The sequence below is a fragment of the Rothia sp. HC945 genome, assembly GCF_051370785.1.
Taxonomy (GTDB): domain Bacteria; phylum Actinomycetota; class Actinomycetes; order Actinomycetales; family Micrococcaceae; genus Rothia.
In genome coordinates, this window is record NZ_JBFCSN010000001.1 from 1669589 (window position 1) to 1684848 (window position 15260).

At 63.7% G+C, this 15260-nt stretch carries 15 protein-coding genes; 9 read left to right on the plus strand and 6 right to left on the minus strand.

Annotated elements, in window-relative coordinates; all coding sequences use genetic code 11:
• Window positions 1-6: 6 nt before the first annotated feature.
• Window positions 7-2268 (plus strand): Stk1 family PASTA domain-containing Ser/Thr kinase, encoded by a 2262-nt coding sequence (pknB, locus tag AB0Y14_RS07370; protein WP_436588530.1) that lies wholly within the window; start codon window positions 7-9, stop codon window positions 2266-2268.
• A gap of 44 nt (window positions 2269-2312) precedes the next feature.
• Here the strand turns inward: pknB and AB0Y14_RS07375 are convergent, their stop codons facing one another.
• Genes AB0Y14_RS07375 through AB0Y14_RS07385 form a run of 3 tightly spaced genes read right to left on the minus strand, consistent with a single transcriptional unit; the run spans window position 2313 to window position 3875 of the window.
• On the minus strand, window positions 2313-2951 hold the full coding sequence (locus AB0Y14_RS07375; protein ID WP_129315934.1) for an anthranilate synthase component II: 639 nt from the start codon (window positions 2949-2951) through the stop codon (window positions 2313-2315).
• 9 nt (window positions 2952-2960) lie between these two features.
• Window positions 2961-3122, minus strand: coding sequence for a hypothetical protein (locus AB0Y14_RS07380; protein ID WP_178979144.1), 162 nt, complete (start codon window positions 3120-3122; stop codon window positions 2961-2963).
• Window positions 3123-3875 carry a class E sortase gene (locus AB0Y14_RS07385; protein ID WP_436588531.1) on the minus strand — a complete coding sequence of 251 codons (753 nt, stop codon included), beginning with the start codon at window positions 3873-3875 and terminating at the stop codon, window positions 3123-3125.
• A 201-nt stretch (window positions 3876-4076) separates the two neighbouring features.
• On the opposite strand from AB0Y14_RS07385, the gene AB0Y14_RS07390 reads away from it, so the two are divergent.
• On the plus strand, window positions 4077-4577 hold the full coding sequence (locus tag AB0Y14_RS07390; RefSeq protein WP_436588532.1) for a cell division protein CrgA: 501 nt from the start codon (window positions 4077-4079) through the stop codon (window positions 4575-4577).
• Window positions 4578-4883 (plus strand): hypothetical protein, encoded by a 306-nt coding sequence (locus AB0Y14_RS07395; RefSeq protein WP_436588533.1) that lies wholly within the window; start codon window positions 4578-4580, stop codon window positions 4881-4883.
• A gap of 144 nt (window positions 4884-5027) precedes the next feature.
• Here the strand turns inward: AB0Y14_RS07395 and AB0Y14_RS07400 are convergent, their stop codons facing one another.
• Both AB0Y14_RS07400 and AB0Y14_RS07405 read right to left on the minus strand, forming a co-directional pair.
• The gene (locus tag AB0Y14_RS07400) at window positions 5028-5705 is read right to left on the minus strand and encodes a hypothetical protein (RefSeq protein WP_436588534.1); all 678 of its coding nucleotides are present in this window, start codon (window positions 5703-5705) and stop codon (window positions 5028-5030) included.
• Between the two features lie 140 nt (window positions 5706-5845).
• The gene (locus AB0Y14_RS07405) at window positions 5846-6385 is read right to left on the minus strand and encodes a YceI family protein (protein WP_436588535.1); all 540 of its coding nucleotides are present in this window, start codon (window positions 6383-6385) and stop codon (window positions 5846-5848) included.
• A 240-nt stretch (window positions 6386-6625) separates the two neighbouring features.
• On the opposite strand from AB0Y14_RS07405, the gene AB0Y14_RS07410 reads away from it, so the two are divergent.
• Complete coding sequence (locus AB0Y14_RS07410; RefSeq protein ID WP_436588536.1) at window positions 6626-8239, plus strand: FAD-dependent oxidoreductase; 1614 nt, start codon at window positions 6626-6628, stop codon at window positions 8237-8239.
• A gap of 91 nt (window positions 8240-8330) precedes the next feature.
• Here AB0Y14_RS07410 and AB0Y14_RS07415 read toward each other — a convergent pair whose 3' ends face one another.
• Window positions 8331-9248 (minus strand): LysR family transcriptional regulator ArgP, encoded by a 918-nt coding sequence (locus tag AB0Y14_RS07415; RefSeq protein ID WP_436588537.1) that lies wholly within the window; start codon window positions 9246-9248, stop codon window positions 8331-8333.
• Window positions 9249-9327: 79 nt separating this feature from the next.
• On the opposite strand from AB0Y14_RS07415, the gene AB0Y14_RS07420 reads away from it, so the two are divergent.
• The 5 genes from AB0Y14_RS07420 (at window position 9328) to AB0Y14_RS07440 (ending at window position 15197) form a co-directional block, all read left to right on the plus strand.
• Entirely contained in the window at window positions 9328-10098 is a 771-nt protein-coding gene (locus AB0Y14_RS07420; RefSeq protein WP_436588538.1) for a LysE/ArgO family amino acid transporter, read from the plus strand.
• Window positions 10099-10838: 740 nt separating this feature from the next.
• Window positions 10839-12194 carry a UDP-glucose dehydrogenase family protein gene (locus tag AB0Y14_RS07425; protein WP_436588539.1) on the plus strand — a complete coding sequence of 452 codons (1356 nt, stop codon included), beginning with the start codon at window positions 10839-10841 and terminating at the stop codon, window positions 12192-12194.
• Between the two features lie 194 nt (window positions 12195-12388).
• The gene (locus AB0Y14_RS07430; RefSeq protein ID WP_436588540.1) at window positions 12389-12910 is read left to right on the plus strand and encodes a flavin reductase family protein; all 522 of its coding nucleotides are present in this window, start codon (window positions 12389-12391) and stop codon (window positions 12908-12910) included.
• Window positions 12911-13226: 316 nt separating this feature from the next.
• Window positions 13227-14498 carry an acetylornithine deacetylase gene (gene argE / locus AB0Y14_RS07435; RefSeq protein ID WP_436588541.1) on the plus strand — a complete coding sequence of 424 codons (1272 nt, stop codon included), beginning with the start codon at window positions 13227-13229 and terminating at the stop codon, window positions 14496-14498.
• Between the two features lie 102 nt (window positions 14499-14600).
• Window positions 14601-15197 (plus strand): TetR/AcrR family transcriptional regulator, encoded by a 597-nt coding sequence (locus tag AB0Y14_RS07440; protein WP_436588542.1) that lies wholly within the window; start codon window positions 14601-14603, stop codon window positions 15195-15197.
• The last annotated feature ends 63 nt before the right edge of the window (window positions 15198-15260 follow it).

The following is a 15260-nucleotide window of genomic DNA, read 5'->3' on the forward strand; positions in this document are numbered from 1 at the left end:
AGACCTATGATTCTGCGCGTTCCACGTATTCTCGACCACCGGTACGAACTGGGTGAGATCCTGGGCTCCGGCGGTATGGCGACCGTCTATGCCGCCGAGGACAATCGCCTCGGCCGTCAGGTGGCCATCAAAGTCTTGCGTCCGGAACACGCGGAGAACGGCGTGTTCCGCACTCGTTTCCGCCGGGAGGCCGAGGCGATTGCCTCGATGAACCACCCGACCGTCATCGCCGTTTTCGACACGGGCACCTTCAGCCCCGTGACCGAGGAAAAGGCGTTGGAGGACCCGGATGCGACCGCGCCGATGCCCAAGGTCGAGCCGGAACATCCCGAAGACGATGTCGAACCCATCGAAGAGGTCGACTCGGACTCGGTCCCGTACATCGTGATGGAGCGCCTGCACGGGAACACGCTGAAGGACGTCCTGGCCGAAAAGGGCCAGCTCCCGATCGACGACGCCATCAGTTACGCCGAAGGGATTCTGGACGCGCTGCAGTACAGCCACGAGCGCGGCATCATCCACCGGGACATCAAGCCCGGGAACGTCATGGTTCTGGACCGCACCGAAGAGGATGAGGCCCTGGGGCGTCCGGCCAGGATCAAGGTCATGGACTTCGGCATCGCCCGGGCCATGACCGAGACCGCGCGCCCCCTGACCGAAGCACAGACGATCATGGGCACGGCCAGATATATCTCCCCCGAACAGGCGCGGGGCGAAACCGCCGACGAACGCTCCGACCTGTACGCGGTCGGGTGCCTGCTCTATCAGATGCTCGCGGGACGGCCGCCCTTCGACGGCTCGTCGAGCGTTGAGGTCATGGGGCAGCACATGCGCGATACCGCGGAGCCCCCGAGCACGTTCCGGCCGGAGATCTCACCGGCGCTGGATGCCCTCGCCCTCCGCTCTTTGGAGAAGAACCGGGCAGACCGTTTCCAGTCCGCCGAGGACTTCTCCTTCGCCCTCCAGAACGCCTCTCACGGAATCAGCGTGGACCACGCCGGTAACCCCGATGAAGACCCCACGCAGGCCATCGGTGGAGTGACCGGTATTGCCGCGGGTGCAACGGCCGCAGGTGCCGGGGCAGCCGCATCGCGGTCCGCGGACGATGCGAACGTCGCAAACGGCGACCACGCGTATACGTCCTCCCTGAACTCTCCCGAGGACACGCCGGGCGGCCAGGACTCGGAATACACGATGCACGAAGGGCGCACTCCCCAGATGGAGGACTCCAGCGTCTCGGGCTTCTTCCCTTCGGCACAGGACGAATACACCGACGAAGAGTTGTACGACTACGAGCGGCACAAGGCGTTGGCCGCCAGGAAGCGGCGTCGTGCCGCCTGGAAGAACGTGATCCTCGGACTCATCATCTTCCTGTTGGCAGCCACCGCCCTCGGCGCCTGGCTCTACTATCAGAATGAGCTCAACAAACCGGTCTACGTCAACGTGCCCGCGGTCGAGAACCAGTCCGAATCCGATGCTGAGGACCATCTCCGCAACGAGGGGCTGAAGGTCAAGGTCACGGAAGACTTCTCGGACAAGGTCGAGAGCGGAAACGCCATCAAGACGGACCCGAGCAAGGGAACCGAAGTCGAGAAGGATTCGACCGTGACCCTGCACGTGTCCAAGGGTCCGGAGAACCTCAGTCTGCCCGATGACCTCGCCGGCCAGTCCGAGGCCTATGTCCGTTCCCGCCTCGAGGAGCTGGGACTCAAGGCCGGACGCGTCGAGACCGCCAACAACCCGACCATCCAGGCCGGCCTCGTGGTGGGGACCCATCCGAACCTGGGCGAACAGGTCAAGGCCGGCAGCACCGTGAACCTGGTGCTCTCCACCGGAAAGGTCCAGGTGCCCGACGTCGTCGGCAAAACTCGCGACGAGGCCGTGGCCGAGCTGACCGGCAAGGACACCCTGCTCTCGACAGAGATCACGACCGAGAACTCGAGTCAGCCCGCCGGAACCGTGATACGGCAGTCAGCCCAGGGCGGCACGTCCGTCGCCCAGGGTTCCACGGTCACGATCACCGTATCCTCGGGCCCGCGGCCGACGTCGACGCCGGCCCCCAGCCCCTCGAGCAGCCACCGCGACTCGAACGGGTCGGGCCAGGGATCCAACGGTTCAGGTTCGGACAGCGGCTCGGGCAATAACAGTGGAAACAACGGGAACGGCAACAACAACGCCAACGGGGACGACAAGCCGGGGAATACCCCGTCTCCCAGCAGCAGCCCCTCGAACGCCTCGCCGTCGCCCAGCGCCAGCCAACCACGGTGACCCCTGGGGACGAGACGGCCCAACAAGGAGTCACCGGGCGGTGATCACGCCTCGATCAACGGGGACAGGTCGCGGCCCTTCATGACGGCCCCGGAGAGCCCGAGGGATTCGAGCCAGTTGCCCACCATCAGGTAGCCGTCCTCGGTCAGCACCGACTCGGGGTGGAACTGCACCCCGTGGATCGGGGCCGTGCGGTGACGCACGCCCATGATAATCCCCGACTCGGTCCAGGCGGTGGCTTCCAGGACCTCCGGCAGGGTGCCGTCCTGGATCGCCAGCGAATGATAGCGGGTTGCCGTGAACGGTGTCCTGACCCCCGAAAAGACCGAGGTCGAGTTGTGGGTCAACCGGGAGGTCTTGCCGTGCATGAGTTCGGGCGAATGGGTCACCGTCCCACCGAAGGCCTCGGCAATCGCCTGGTGACCGAGGCACACCCCGAAGAGAGGTTTGTCGCGCTCGGTGGCCCAGTTGATGAGGTCGATGCAGACACCGGCCTCGGCGGGTGCGCCGGGGCCGGGCGAGAGCAGGACGCCGTCGTGCTGTTCGGCCAAGTCCCTGGCCTCTGCCGACGTCAGGTCGTCATTGCGGATCACGGTGGTCTCCGCCCCGAACTGTTGGACGTATCCGACGAGGGTGAAGACGAAGCTGTCGTAATTGTCCACCACAAGGATCTTGATGGTCATGGGATTCTCCTACTCGTCGACGGTCACGTTGGGGCTCAGCGGGCTGTACTCGGCAAGCCAAGGAAACAGGTACTCCACCATGAGGCAGACCACCGCAACCACCAGAACTATCGCAATGATGATCCGGACCCACAAGGGACCGGGCAAGTGGGCGAAGATCCAGCCGTACATCTATTTTCCGCCCTCTCCCACCTGGTCGGCAATCTCCATGGGTGGGCCCTCCGTCTGGGGCCGCCATCCCTCGTAGACAGCGTAGGCGATGATCCGTTCGGATGACCCGAAACGGGGGTTGCAACTGGTCAGGGTCATGAGTCGGTCCTGGGGTTCCGCCCCGGGGTTCCCGGGAACGGGGGTGATCACATCCGTGGCGGAGGGGAGCACGATTTCGTTGTTTCGGAAAACGTAGGTGTGGTACCCCGAAGCGGTCCTGACGTAGATGCGGTCTCCGGCCACCAACTGATCGATCTGGTCGAAAACCTTGCCGTTGGTCTGACGATGTCCGGCCACGGCGAAGTTGCCCACACCTCCCGGCATGGCACTGGATTCATAGTGCCCGATACCCAGGGTGTCCAGGACATCGCGCCCCGTTCCCTGCATGATCGGACGTTCGTAGTCGTGCCCGAATCGCGGAATGTACATGATGCCAAGGCCTTGCCCGTGACCCGGGGCGGCGTCGACGACAGGGTTCTCGGAGTCTCCCTGCGTGTTTTCCGGAGGCCAGGAGCGGAAGTCGTCCTTGAGGTGGGCGACGGCGTCGGCCTGCGTCTGGTCGGATTCCAGGTTGGTCCACCACAGCTGCCAGACAACAAAAAGAACCAGCACGAGTCCGACAGTGATGAGAAGCTCACCGAAGACCTGGACCACGGTTCCCACGACTCCGCCGCGACGTCGTCCGGCGCATTCGGGCCTCTCACCGGCCGACACGGCTACCTCCAGGCGCAGAATGTGTTGCCAAAATCATCTGGACGAGCTGTGAATCCACCTGCCCGTATCGGCAACACCCTGGCGGATTGGTTAGACTCGACAATCAGGCGAACGGACGCCGAAGAGGTGCCGTTGCGCGCAAGAATCATACCTGATGTGGACACCGCGGTCGTCGAGCGCGGGATTCCAGGAGGATCGAGAATGGCCGAGGACAAGAACAACGGCGAGGACACGCCCACCGGCGGCACCTCGCCCGACAAGAAGGCCCGGCGCGGGCGCTTCGGATCGCGCCGCTCCGGCTCGAGCGTCGCGGGTTCTGCAACCGACGCCGCGTCGAATGACACGGGCGACGCCGTCGCCGAAACGGACCGCCAGACCACACTTGTGGCCGACAAGCAGGACGAGAATGAGACCTCGGCGAACCGTTCGACCGCGAAATCCAAGCGGTCGTACGAGAGTGCCGAGGACGAGCGTCTCCGCAAGATCGCGGACGACATGACCTCCAACATCCGGCAGTCCTCACCGACCCCCACGTGGTACATCGCGATCATGCTGGGCTTCATGATCATCGGGTTGCTGTGGATCATGACGTTCTACATCTCCAACCAGGCCCTCCCCATTCCGGACCTCAGCTTCTGGAACATCGGAATCGGTATCGGACTGATGATGATCGGACTCATCATGACCACCAGGTGGCGCTGAGTGGCCGTTGACCGGTCTCCCCTCGGTCCCGAGGACGAGCCGGAGCGTGACCCCAACGCGGTGGACGGCACCGGCGGTGGGGTCGAGGACGGGCACGGTGACGACGTCGACCGTGGAGACGACGCGGATGCCGGGCCGGTCGCTCAACTGAGGACCGAGACCGACGCGGATGCCGACGCCCGCGCGCAGGAACCCCGCCCCGACATCAGGGCCGCGAAAACCGAAACGCGGCTCCGACGGTGGGCTCTTCTCTTGCTCGTTCTGGTGCCGGCGGTCTACTTCGTGATCCAGAAATTGGTCTCGTAGCGGGTTTTCCCGCGTGCGGCTTTCGGAACCGAGAGGACACAAGCCGAACACTCGGGCGGAGGCGCGGGTTCCGCCGCCGCTGCCGCTACCGAGGTGGCAGCGCCCGCGAGGCCGAACCAGGACGGGTCCGACCCCGGACCGGACTCAGGCGTTCAAGGCGGTGAACCCGGCGTCGATCGCCATAAACAGCGGGATCACCCAGAACACGGCCAGGACAAGGGGCGACGTCGAGCGCTTGAGTCGTAGCGTGGAGATCACCGCGATGGCCAGGACCCCGAGGATCGCGACCACGGCCAGCAATACCGGGGTTCCGGAAAAGACCATGGGGAGGTCGGCCCGCGAAAGGACCGCGCCCGCAACACCCATGACAATGGCGATTCCGAAGACGATGCCGAAGACCCATGCGTTGTAGATCGCGGTGCTCCCCCAGGCTGTCGTCGCCGTGGTGACCCCGACCAGGGCGACCAGAACGATCCAGCAGATCAGGGTGCCCATGTTGACCACGAGGTCGGTGCCCGTGATCCAGTCGCGGATCGCATATGAACCGACGAGCAGCAAGAGAACCTGCACGACGACCGGCAGAGCGATGTGGAGAATTCCTCGTTTCTCCGTGGACTTGGGTTCGAATCCCAAGGACCGCACGTAGCCCTGGGCGTCGCCGTATTCGTCCTCGGGGAATCGGTCAACGTCGTCGCAATGAGCGTGCACAGCAGAGAGCCGGTCGGCGATCTCCTCCGACGTCGCCCCTGCGCTCCTGAGGCTCAGAACGAAGTCATCGACCCAGGATCGGTGGGCTTTCGTCCAGTCTTCGAGCGTCGCCATGGCGAACCTCCGTCGGCGGGTCGGTCAATGTTTCTCCTTCGACCGTAGCGCACGGTCGAGGGCGCCCGAACAGTCAAGGCCTCCCGCCTCGGAATGAGGTCGGGAGGCCTTGCCCGGGATGCAATGCCGTCAGGCTTTCCTTACGCGGACGGAGCCACGAAAGCGACGTCGAGCGAGATGATGACCTTGTCGGACACCAGGACTCCACCGGTCTCCAGGGCGGCGTTCCAGGTGATGCCGAATTCCTTGCGGGAGATCGACGTAGCCACCGAGAAGCCGGCGCGGGTCGCACCAAACGGGTCGACGGCGACGCCGCCGAACTCGCCCGTGAAGGACACGGGGCGGGTCTCGCCCTTGACGGTGAGGTCACCATTGAGGGTGAAATCCTCGCCATCGGACTCGACGGAGGTCGAGGTGAAGGTCATCTCCGGGTAGTTCTCGGCGTCGAAGAAGTCGGAGCCCTTGACGTGCGCATCGCGGTCGGCGTTGCCGGTGTCCAGGGATCCGACGCTCACGGAGGCGGTCACGGAGGATGACTCGCCGACGTTGAGGTCCGCCGAGACCTCGTTGAAGGTGCCGCGCACCTTCGAGATCCCTGCGTGACGGACGGTGAACTCGACCTCGGAGTGAGCGGGGTCGAAGGTCCAGGTGCCGGGGGTGAGCTCGTTGAATGCGGTCATGATGATGATCCTTTCTCGATCTACGTTCTCCATTTACTTTACAGGTAAACCTTTTTCACCATAACCCCCCGACGTCAATATCTATTCCCGAGGCCACGCGAGCTTCCCGTTGCGCGGCAGCGGCAAGTCATGACGGAAATTTTCCCTCGATGACGTCCGGATCCCGACGCCGCCGCACATCTGTCACGCCACGAGAATTCCATCTACGCTGTTAGGTACACCTAAACCGATGGAGGACATGTGACTACCGCACCCGTGTTTGAGCCCCGAGAAGAATCCGAGCAATACGAGGCAGATCTCGTCGTGCTCGGTGCGGGCGGCACAGGAATTGCAGCAGCACTGGCCGCGGCCGAACAGGGAATCAGGGTCGTCCTGCTCGAAAAGGGCAACCGCCCAGGTGGGGCCGCGATGTTCGGCGCCACCGGCTTCGCCGCCTACGAATCGGACCAACAGCGCGAAGCAGGCGAGACCTTCAGCGTGCAGGACGCCTTCCACGCCATCACCGAGTACAACCGTCACCGGTGCAACGAGAAATTGGTGCGCGCCGTCGTCGGCCGGTCGGGCGAGACCGTCTCCTGGCTCGAGGGGCACGGGCTCAAAACCACCCTGGCCGAGCACGACGACGCCCACGTCGCCCCAGTCCGCGCCGAAACGGGGATCCTGACGGCCCATCGCAACGCCCGTACGTACCATCGGTACGCCTCCAAATTCGGCGGATTCAAGAAGATGTTGAAGTCCTTCGAATCCATGGGCGGGACCCTCCTGACCGAAACCGCGGCGACCTCCATCGAGATCGGCGACGAAGGAGAAATCCTGGGCATCCGAGCCGACAAGACGGAGGCCGGGAAGCCGATCTCGACCACGACCGCGCTCAGCAAGGATGCAGAGGAAGACCTGGCCTCGGACGAAAATTCTGCCCCCGTCCATGTCGATATTCGGGCGCGTGCCGTCGTGATCGGCACGGGTGGGTTCGTCGGGAACCTCGAACTGGTCCAGAAGGAACTCGGCCCCATCGACGCTTCGACCCTCCACTTCACCGGGGAACGCAAGTCCGTGGGAACCGGCCTGGACATCGCTTCTGCGGCGGGCGGCGTCGCGACCGCGGACCGGACCCTGGACATCCCGAGCTTCACGGTCCCCGGACGCTATTCCTCCCGGGCGCTCGCAGTGCTCGCGAACCTTCCTTTGCTGTGGGTCAACACCGCGGGCAAACGGTTCATCGACGAGGCCGTGACGTATCGGTTCGGTCAGCGCGGATCAGCGGTCTACCAGCAGGGCGGTCACTTCTGGATGATTCTGGATTCGGAAACGGTCGAGAAACTGTCCTCGGACGGGCTCGATCTTTCGCCGGCCGAGGACCACGGCGCACCACTGCCTCCCGGGACCGTGGGCACTCCGGCCCAGCCGCAACTCGTGGAGGCCCTGGGTGAAGCCGTGGACTGCGGATCGGCCTACATGGGCACTTCCGTCGAGGAGTTGGCCGGAGCCGTCGGTTTCCAGGCGCAGGAGTTCGCCGCGACCGTCGACCGTTACAACGAGGCCGTGGAGCACGGCGACGACGACGAATTCTTCTCCCCCTCCTCGATCCTGCGCCACCGAGTGAGCGAGGGCCCGTTCTACGCCGTCAAGGTGGTCAACACCGTCCGCGGGACGCTGGGCGGAATCCGAATCGACGAACGTGCCCGCGTTCTTGACGCACACAGTGTTCCGGTTCCCGGCCTCTTCGCCGGCGGCAACGAAACCACCGGTTTCTACGGCGGCACGTACCCTCAGATCGACGGCCTGACCCTTGCCTTCGCGTTCAATTCGGGCCGCATCGCGGGCGAGACGGCCGCGGAGTTCCTGAGCCGATAGAACCACCGCGTCCTGGTGCCGAGCACGCAGCGTCCGGGCGACCCGCTTCACCCCGCGATCCGCTTCGCCCACGGGACAGGGGGGGGCACCGTCATTGGCGGAGACGATCGTGAGCCGTGGCTCTGATTGCCTCGGTGAGCGTCTGGAGCGCCGGCGAGTCGATCGTCCACCGTTGCCAGTAGATCGGGATGTCGATGGGCCGATCGACGAGCTTGATGAGCTCGCCCCGTTCGAGCGCTTCCTCCGCCTGCAAGTCGGGCACGGCTCCCCACCCCATACCCAGGAGCACCGAACGGTAGTACTGGGTCGACGAAGGAATGTACACGCGGGGGGCCTGCGTTTGCGGCCTGAGACCGTGGCTCTCCGCGAGCAGCTGGACCATATCGTCGAGCATGATGTCCTTGCGTTCGAACTGGATCACCGGCGCCTCGCGAAGCCGGTGCTCCGTGAGCATGTACGGGACCCCTTCGGTACCAGGAAAAAAGTGGTCGATGAAGTCCGGGGACGCGGCAATGAAGTAGCGCGTGGATCCCAGGACTTCCACGGAACACCCCTGAACCGGCTGGGGATCCACGGTGAGTGCGCCCATGACCGACCCGGACCGCAACAGGGCCGAGGAATGCCTTTCGTCCTCTCGGTGGACCTCGCAGTATATGCGCTCGTCACGGGGCACCGAGGCGAGCGCGTCCAAGAGCCAGGTGGCCAGTGAATCCGAGTTGGACGCGATCGCCAGTCGCCGCGCTTGGTCCCCGCCGGTGAGTTCTCGTTCCGACTCCACGGTCAGCAGTTCGATCTGCTTCGCGAGTCGGAGGACCGTGGCCCCGGGGTCGGTCGGTTCGACCGGGTTGGATCGCCGGAGGAGGATCTGCCCACATGCTTGCTCCATGGCTTTGATCCGCTGCGAGACGGCGGACGCGGAGACCCCCAATACTGGTGCGGCTTCTTCGAAGGTTTTTTCTTCCACCACGGTTGCGAAGGTTCTGAGCTGCTCGGCGGTAAATCTCCTCATGCCCTTATCCTAAGCTGAGCTTAGGTATCCTGAAATAGTTTAGCTGTACTGTTTCCTGTGACCGCCTTACCGTGGTTCCATGACGATCGACTTCTCGCTGATTCTCCTGGGCCTGGGGACCACTCTCGCCCTCATCACGGCCATTGGCGCGCAAAATGCGTTCATTCTGAAACAGGGGATCCTGGGGCGCCCGATGATGCCGATCATCATCTTCTGCATCGCTGCCGATGCCCTGCTGTACGCGGCCGGTATCGGCGGAATGGGCTACCTGGTCCAGGAGGTTCCGTGGGTGCAGACCGTGTTGCTCTGGGCGGGTGTGGCCTTTCTGCTGGGCTACGGCCTCATGGCCGCCAAGAGGGCGATCTGGCCGAGCGGCGAAGCTCTGGTGGTGACACCCCAGGATGCCATCGGGCCGGGCGCGAGGGTTCCTGACGAAGGTTCGACCGCCCATCCCCGCGAGCGAGACGAGGTCGACGAGACACACCGGGGCGGCGTCGCCGTGAAAAGGCGTGCAAAGACCCGCACACGTTCCGCCGCTCGCCACGGCACGACGTCGGACCCCAGCGTGCTGGCCCTGCTTCTCACGTGCGCCGCGATGACCTTTCTGAATCCGCACACGTACCTGGACACCATGGTGCTCATCGGATCGGTCGGCAACCAACAAGGTGACCCGGGCCGGTGGCTCTTCTTCGTGGGAGCGGTATTGGGATCGACCGTGTGGTTCTTCGCCCTCGGCTTCGGAGCGCGACTCCTTCGCCCCTTCTTCGCGCGGCCCGGAACGTGGAGGATCCTCGACGGCTTCATCGCGCTGCTCATGTTCTTCATCGCAGGTCACCTGATCCTGGGCTAGGCATCTGCCTCTCTCGTGTGACGTCGCTTCCGTTCACGCGACGAGCGCCGTCCGTGCCTGGAGTTTGATGGCTCGCCGCGACCAAGGAGGATGAGCAGGGCCCATGTCGCGCCCTTGCGCTCCTCCGGTAAGGAATATCTGAAGGGCACTGTCATCCGTGTGGGTATCAGGAGGACCACGCTGGGGCACTATCCAGGTTTCACCGGAACCTCCGCCGCCACCCGGCGCTGCCTCTGGTTGATGCCCGAATGGCTCAGGCCTCATCGGGGTGGCACCCGACCATCGGTCTGGCCACCGTGGGCACAAACAGGCAATGAGCTTCCGGTTCTCATGGCGAGACCTGACTTGTGGCAGTTGACGGCCCGAGACGCCCCAGGGCAACGAAGGACGATGGGCGAGCATCAGCGAGGCCTACTCGACCGGTGACCGAGGCCAAGCCCCTGTATGTGGGCTGCGAGACACAACGCCCTCTCCCCCTGCCCCGCGAGGGGAACCACCGTCCGCGTGCGTTTCGCGGACAACCCTTCAGGCCGTCCCACGGCACCTCTGCGCGTCAACAAGCCTTGCCCTTTGGAGCGCAACGAGCGCACCACCGATCCAGCGACGCAACGCTCCTTCCGCAGACCTTCTGGGAGAGGTCACGGGCAGTTCAGCTCGAGTTCGCCTGGGCAAACCTACCGTGAAGCGTCGAGAGACCCGCCGGCCCGCTGCACGGGCCATCACATTCAAGGAAAGCAGCCATGAGAATCGCAATTTTTGGTTCGGGATACGTCGGGCTCGTGACCGGGGCCTGCCTGGCCGACGGCGGACACCACGTCACCTGCATCGATGTCGATCAAAGCCGTGTCGACATGCTCCGGTCCGGGGCCTGCCCCATTTGGGAACCCGGCCTCGAGGACATGATCCGTGCCAATACGGCTCAGGGGCGCCTGGACTTCACAGAAGATGCCGCCGACGGGCTCCGCGATGCCCGAGTAGCTTTCATAGCCGTGGGAACACCCCAGAGCCCGGACGGCTCCGCGGATCTGACGTACGTCGACGCCGTGGCCCGTGACATCGGTCGGCTCGCCGAGAACCGACTGCTGATCGCTAATAAGTCCACAGTTCCGGTGGGCACCGCCGCGCGCGTCCGAGCCATCGTGAACGACGCCTTGTCGCACCGCGAGAACCGCCCCAAGATCACCGTGTGCTCCAACCCGGAGTTCCTGAAAGAAGGGGCTGCGATCCAGGACTTCAAGCACAGCGAGCGCATCGTGATCGGCACGTCGTGTCCGGAGGATGAGCAGACGATGCGCGACGCATACAAGCCCCTCAACTGGCAGCACGAGAAGATCCTGGCCATGGACGTCCCCTCGGCCGAGTTGACCAAGTATGCGGCCAACGCGATGCTCGCCACCAAGATCAGCTTCATGAATGAAATCGCGACCATCGCGGAGGCCACCGGCGCCGACGTCGAGAAGATCCGCGTGGGCATCGGATCGGACTCGCGCATCGGATACCCGTTCCTCTATGCCGGAGCCGGGTACGGCGGGTCATGCTTCCCCAAGGACGTCGCCGCGCTCGCTCACACCGCCCGGGCCACAGGGTGTCAGCCGCGTATCCTCGACGCCGTCGGCGCCGTGAACGCGACACAGAAGGCCTCGTTGTTCCGGAAGCTGGCCAAGGCCGTACCGTCCCTCCAGGGCGCGACGGTGGCCGTCTGGGGCCTCGCGTTCAAGCCGAAGACCAACGACGTCCGGGAAGCACCTTCCCTCGACCTTGTTCGTTCCCTCATTGAGGCCGGCGCCAATGTTCGAGCATACGATCCGGTGGCCATGGAGACCTTCCGGTCCGCCCTGGGCCGGCAGGCCGACCAGGTCGTCTTCACCAGAGGCAACCTGGACGCACTCACCGGGGCGGACGCGTTGGCTATCTGCACCGAGTGGGAGGAGTTTCGCATGTTCGACCCCGATCGTCTCGCGTCCCGCATGCGTGGCCGAGTGATTGTCGACGGCAGGAACCTCTACGACCCGTCCCGCGTGGCAGAAGGCGGGTTCCATTACATCTCGGTCGGACGCCGGGAAGCGGAACCGGCGAATTGCGCGGAAGCCCGGTAGCGACCGACGACGCCGTTGCCCCTCGCGTGATGGACCCCCAGCATCCGAGACCGCACGATTTCACACTGTGGTCACATTGGGAGATGAGACGTAAGAATACGTCTTCGCCTGCGTGGCGCTGGACGGCCGCTCTATCGTGAGACGAAAGGCAGGCCTAGCGGGAATCTGGAGCGACCCCGCTGAAAGGATGATCGATGACTGACGCGAGTCCAGAGAACAGGGAGACCATCTCCGAGATCTTCAAGGAGATCTTCGGACACCACCCCGCGGGCGTCGCCATCATTACGGCCACCGATGAGGAAGGCCCCGTGGGCCTGACCGCCTCGTCCGTCTCCTCCATATCCGCCGACCCCGCGATCCTGGGGTTCTCCCTGGCCGCTCGGCGCGGGTCGGCGGCTCACATAGCCGATGCAGACACCTACCTGGTTCACCTCCTGGACGCCGAGAACGTGGAACTGGCGAAGACCTTTGCGACACACGGCGCACCCCGCTTCGGCGACGTCATGAACTGGGAAACTCTGCCCACGGGTGAACCCTTGCTCACGGACGTGAGTCGTGTGCTTCGGTGCCGCACCCTGACGCAGGCCCAGGCCGGCCCCGCCCTGGTTTTCACCGCCGAGGTCATCGAGGCCGCACGGAACGATGATCCGGGAACTCCCCTGGTTTATCACCGAAGAGCATTCCATTCTTTGGGCGACCACTCATACATAATTTAGTTACTGTCCAGTCCGCTATCAGGAAAAAATTTTTCTCCGTAATTTGTTGAAATAATTATTATGGCCCCTCATGGGCAGGCTAACTTTGTGGGGCTGGGTTGCTCGTGTGCACAGTGCGGCAATTCGGTGAGATGCGGTCAGACCCCCATAGACCGATCGCGTCATTCAATCACCGAAAATCACTACGGCATCTGATCCCCCAATTTTGATGCCGTCGGCACACGGCAACCCAGCGCGTCTCTTCGGTCAGCGGGGCCTTCGCCATCGCGCGAAACGAACTTCTTTCCGCCGGCGAGCCACAGACTAGGCTGGGCTCATGGGCGTTGACAAGGTTTCCACTGAACAGACCGTGCACACTTCCGGGCCGGCGGCCCTCCCCTCCTCGTTCGAGCAGATCGATCGGCTCCTCCGTTTTCCTACGGTGAGTGAGACCTCGAATCTCGACCTGATCGAGTACATCGAGGAGCAGTTCGAGCGCCATTCGATCCCGACGCACCGCACGTATTCCGACGACGGCGAGCGAGCCAACCTCTTTGCAACCGTCCCGGCCGCGGATGGTCGCACGAGTCGGGGCGTGGTCCTGTCCGGGCACACCGATGTCGTGCCGGTCGAAGGTCAGCCCTGGGACACGGACCCATTCGTTCCGACCATCAGGGATGGCAGGCTCTACGCCCGCGGCGGCGCCGACATGAAATCCTTTATCGGCGTCGCGCTCTGGTTGCTTCCGCGCGTGGTGGAGCAGGAACTCTCTGACCCGATTCATTTCGCCTTCACCTATGACGAAGAGCTCGGGTGCCTGGGCGCGCCCCGCATGATCGAGGAATTCGTGGAACGGGGCGTCCGACCCCAGTACGCGATCGTGGGTGAACCGACGCTGATGAATATCGTGGTCGCCCACAAGGCTCCGCAGCGCGGCCGCCTCACGTTCCGCGGGGTCCCCAAGCATTCTTCCCTGGCACCCCTGGGAATCAACGCCGTGAGACACGCCGGCGAATTCATCCACTTCTTCAACGGACTGGTCGACGACCTGCGGGACAACGGCCCCCGGAAGGAAGGTTTCAACATCACCTACACTACCGGAGGTGTGAACTTCGCGCAGGGCGGATCGGCCTACAACATCGTGGCCGACCGTTGCGTGCTGGAATACGACTTCCGGATTGTCCCCGGGATCGACCCCGACGACCTGGCCGAACGGATCCGCGAGTATCTCCGCACCACCGTCGAGCCGGCTCTCGAACAAGAGATTGACCGCGTACGCTCGTTCGGTGGTGCGGACGAGAAAGCCTTGAGCAAGGTCGGCGTGGACTTCGAGCTCCTGGCTCAGGTTCCCGCATTGAATACCGACGCCGATGCCCCGATCGTGAAGTTCGCCGAAGAACTCGGCGCGGTGCTCGATGGCGGCGGCGAGTCGCCGTATGTCTCCTACGGGACCGAAGGCGGACAATATTTTGCCGCCGGAATTCCGGCGATCGTGTGCGGTCCCGGTTCCATAGCTCAGGCCCATACGGAAAATGAATGGGTCGAGTTGTCACAGATCGAAGCCTGTGAACGGTTTATGATGGAAATCTTGAAAAAATCGAAGGCGTAAACCGACCGGCCTCACCGTTCAATGCGTGCCGCGCGAATAGCTTTTCATCGAAAAAATTGGCCGGGGAGGGTGCAGACATCACACATATTCGGAGGAGATGACATGCCCCGGAAGCGGCGTATGGAACACGAACAAGCACGCGAACTGATTCTCGGAACTGCGTTGAAGGCCTTTGCCCATCAAGGATTTCACAGCACCACGATGGATGAGATCGCGGAGACCTCGAACCTGTCCAAGCCGTTCCTGTATCGATATTTCAAGAGCAAGGACGACCTGTACCTGGCCGTTGTCGAGGACTGCTCCGAACAGTTCCTGTCCATGATGTACACGCCGCTCCACGCGGACTTGGCCTCCGAGGAACGCACGGAGAGCTCCATCCACGTGCTGACCGATTTCGTGATCCAGGAGCCCGATCGGTACACGATTCTGTTCGAGTCGGACATGCTCAACACCAAGGCGGTCGACCAACGTGTCGGAAAGTTGCGCGATCGTCTCGTGGACACCCTCACCCAGGTTCTGAGCGAGGAATCGAAATTCACGGAGGAAACCGCCTGCCGTCTCTGTGCGGAGGCCATCATCAGTGCGGCCCTGACGGCCTCAAAGGTGATCTCCACCGCCGAGACGCCCGAAGAGCAGAAAAGGCTCAGTGACGTTCTGGTCCGCTTCACCTGGGGCGGAATCAAGCACATGGACGACTGACCGACCAGCGGCCGTTCGCCTCCCGGCTCCAGGGCGAAACACCGGAACCGGGAGGCGACGCGA

What these genes read in the sequence shown, in the direction of transcription:
- pknB (WP_436588530.1), top strand. Translation starts at nt 7, where the DNA reads ATGATTCTGCGCGTTCCACGTATTCTCGACCACCGGTACGAACTGGGT.
- AB0Y14_RS07380 (WP_178979144.1), bottom strand. Translation starts at nt 3,122, where the DNA reads ATGTACGGCTGGATCTTCGCCCACTTGCCCGGTCCCTTGTGGGTCCGG.
- AB0Y14_RS07415 (WP_436588537.1), bottom strand. Translation starts at nt 9,248, where the DNA reads ATGAGGAGATTTACCGCCGAGCAGCTCAGAACCTTCGCAACCGTGGTG.
- AB0Y14_RS07390 (WP_436588532.1), top strand. Translation starts at nt 4,077, where the DNA reads ATGGCCGAGGACAAGAACAACGGCGAGGACACGCCCACCGGCGGCACC.
- AB0Y14_RS07400 (WP_436588534.1), bottom strand. Translation starts at nt 5,705, where the DNA reads ATGGCGACGCTCGAAGACTGGACGAAAGCCCACCGATCCTGGGTCGAT.
- AB0Y14_RS07420 (WP_436588538.1), top strand. Translation starts at nt 9,328, where the DNA reads ATGACGATCGACTTCTCGCTGATTCTCCTGGGCCTGGGGACCACTCTC.
- AB0Y14_RS07375 (WP_129315934.1), bottom strand. Translation starts at nt 2,951, where the DNA reads ATGACCATCAAGATCCTTGTGGTGGACAATTACGACAGCTTCGTCTTC.
- argE (WP_436588541.1), top strand. Translation starts at nt 13,227, where the DNA reads ATGGGCGTTGACAAGGTTTCCACTGAACAGACCGTGCACACTTCCGGG.
- AB0Y14_RS07430 (WP_436588540.1), top strand. Translation starts at nt 12,389, where the DNA reads ATGACTGACGCGAGTCCAGAGAACAGGGAGACCATCTCCGAGATCTTC.
- AB0Y14_RS07405 (WP_436588535.1), bottom strand. Translation starts at nt 6,385, where the DNA reads ATGACCGCATTCAACGAGCTCACCCCCGGCACCTGGACCTTCGACCCC.
- AB0Y14_RS07440 (WP_436588542.1), top strand. Translation starts at nt 14,601, where the DNA reads ATGCCCCGGAAGCGGCGTATGGAACACGAACAAGCACGCGAACTGATT.
- AB0Y14_RS07425 (WP_436588539.1), top strand. Translation starts at nt 10,839, where the DNA reads ATGAGAATCGCAATTTTTGGTTCGGGATACGTCGGGCTCGTGACCGGG.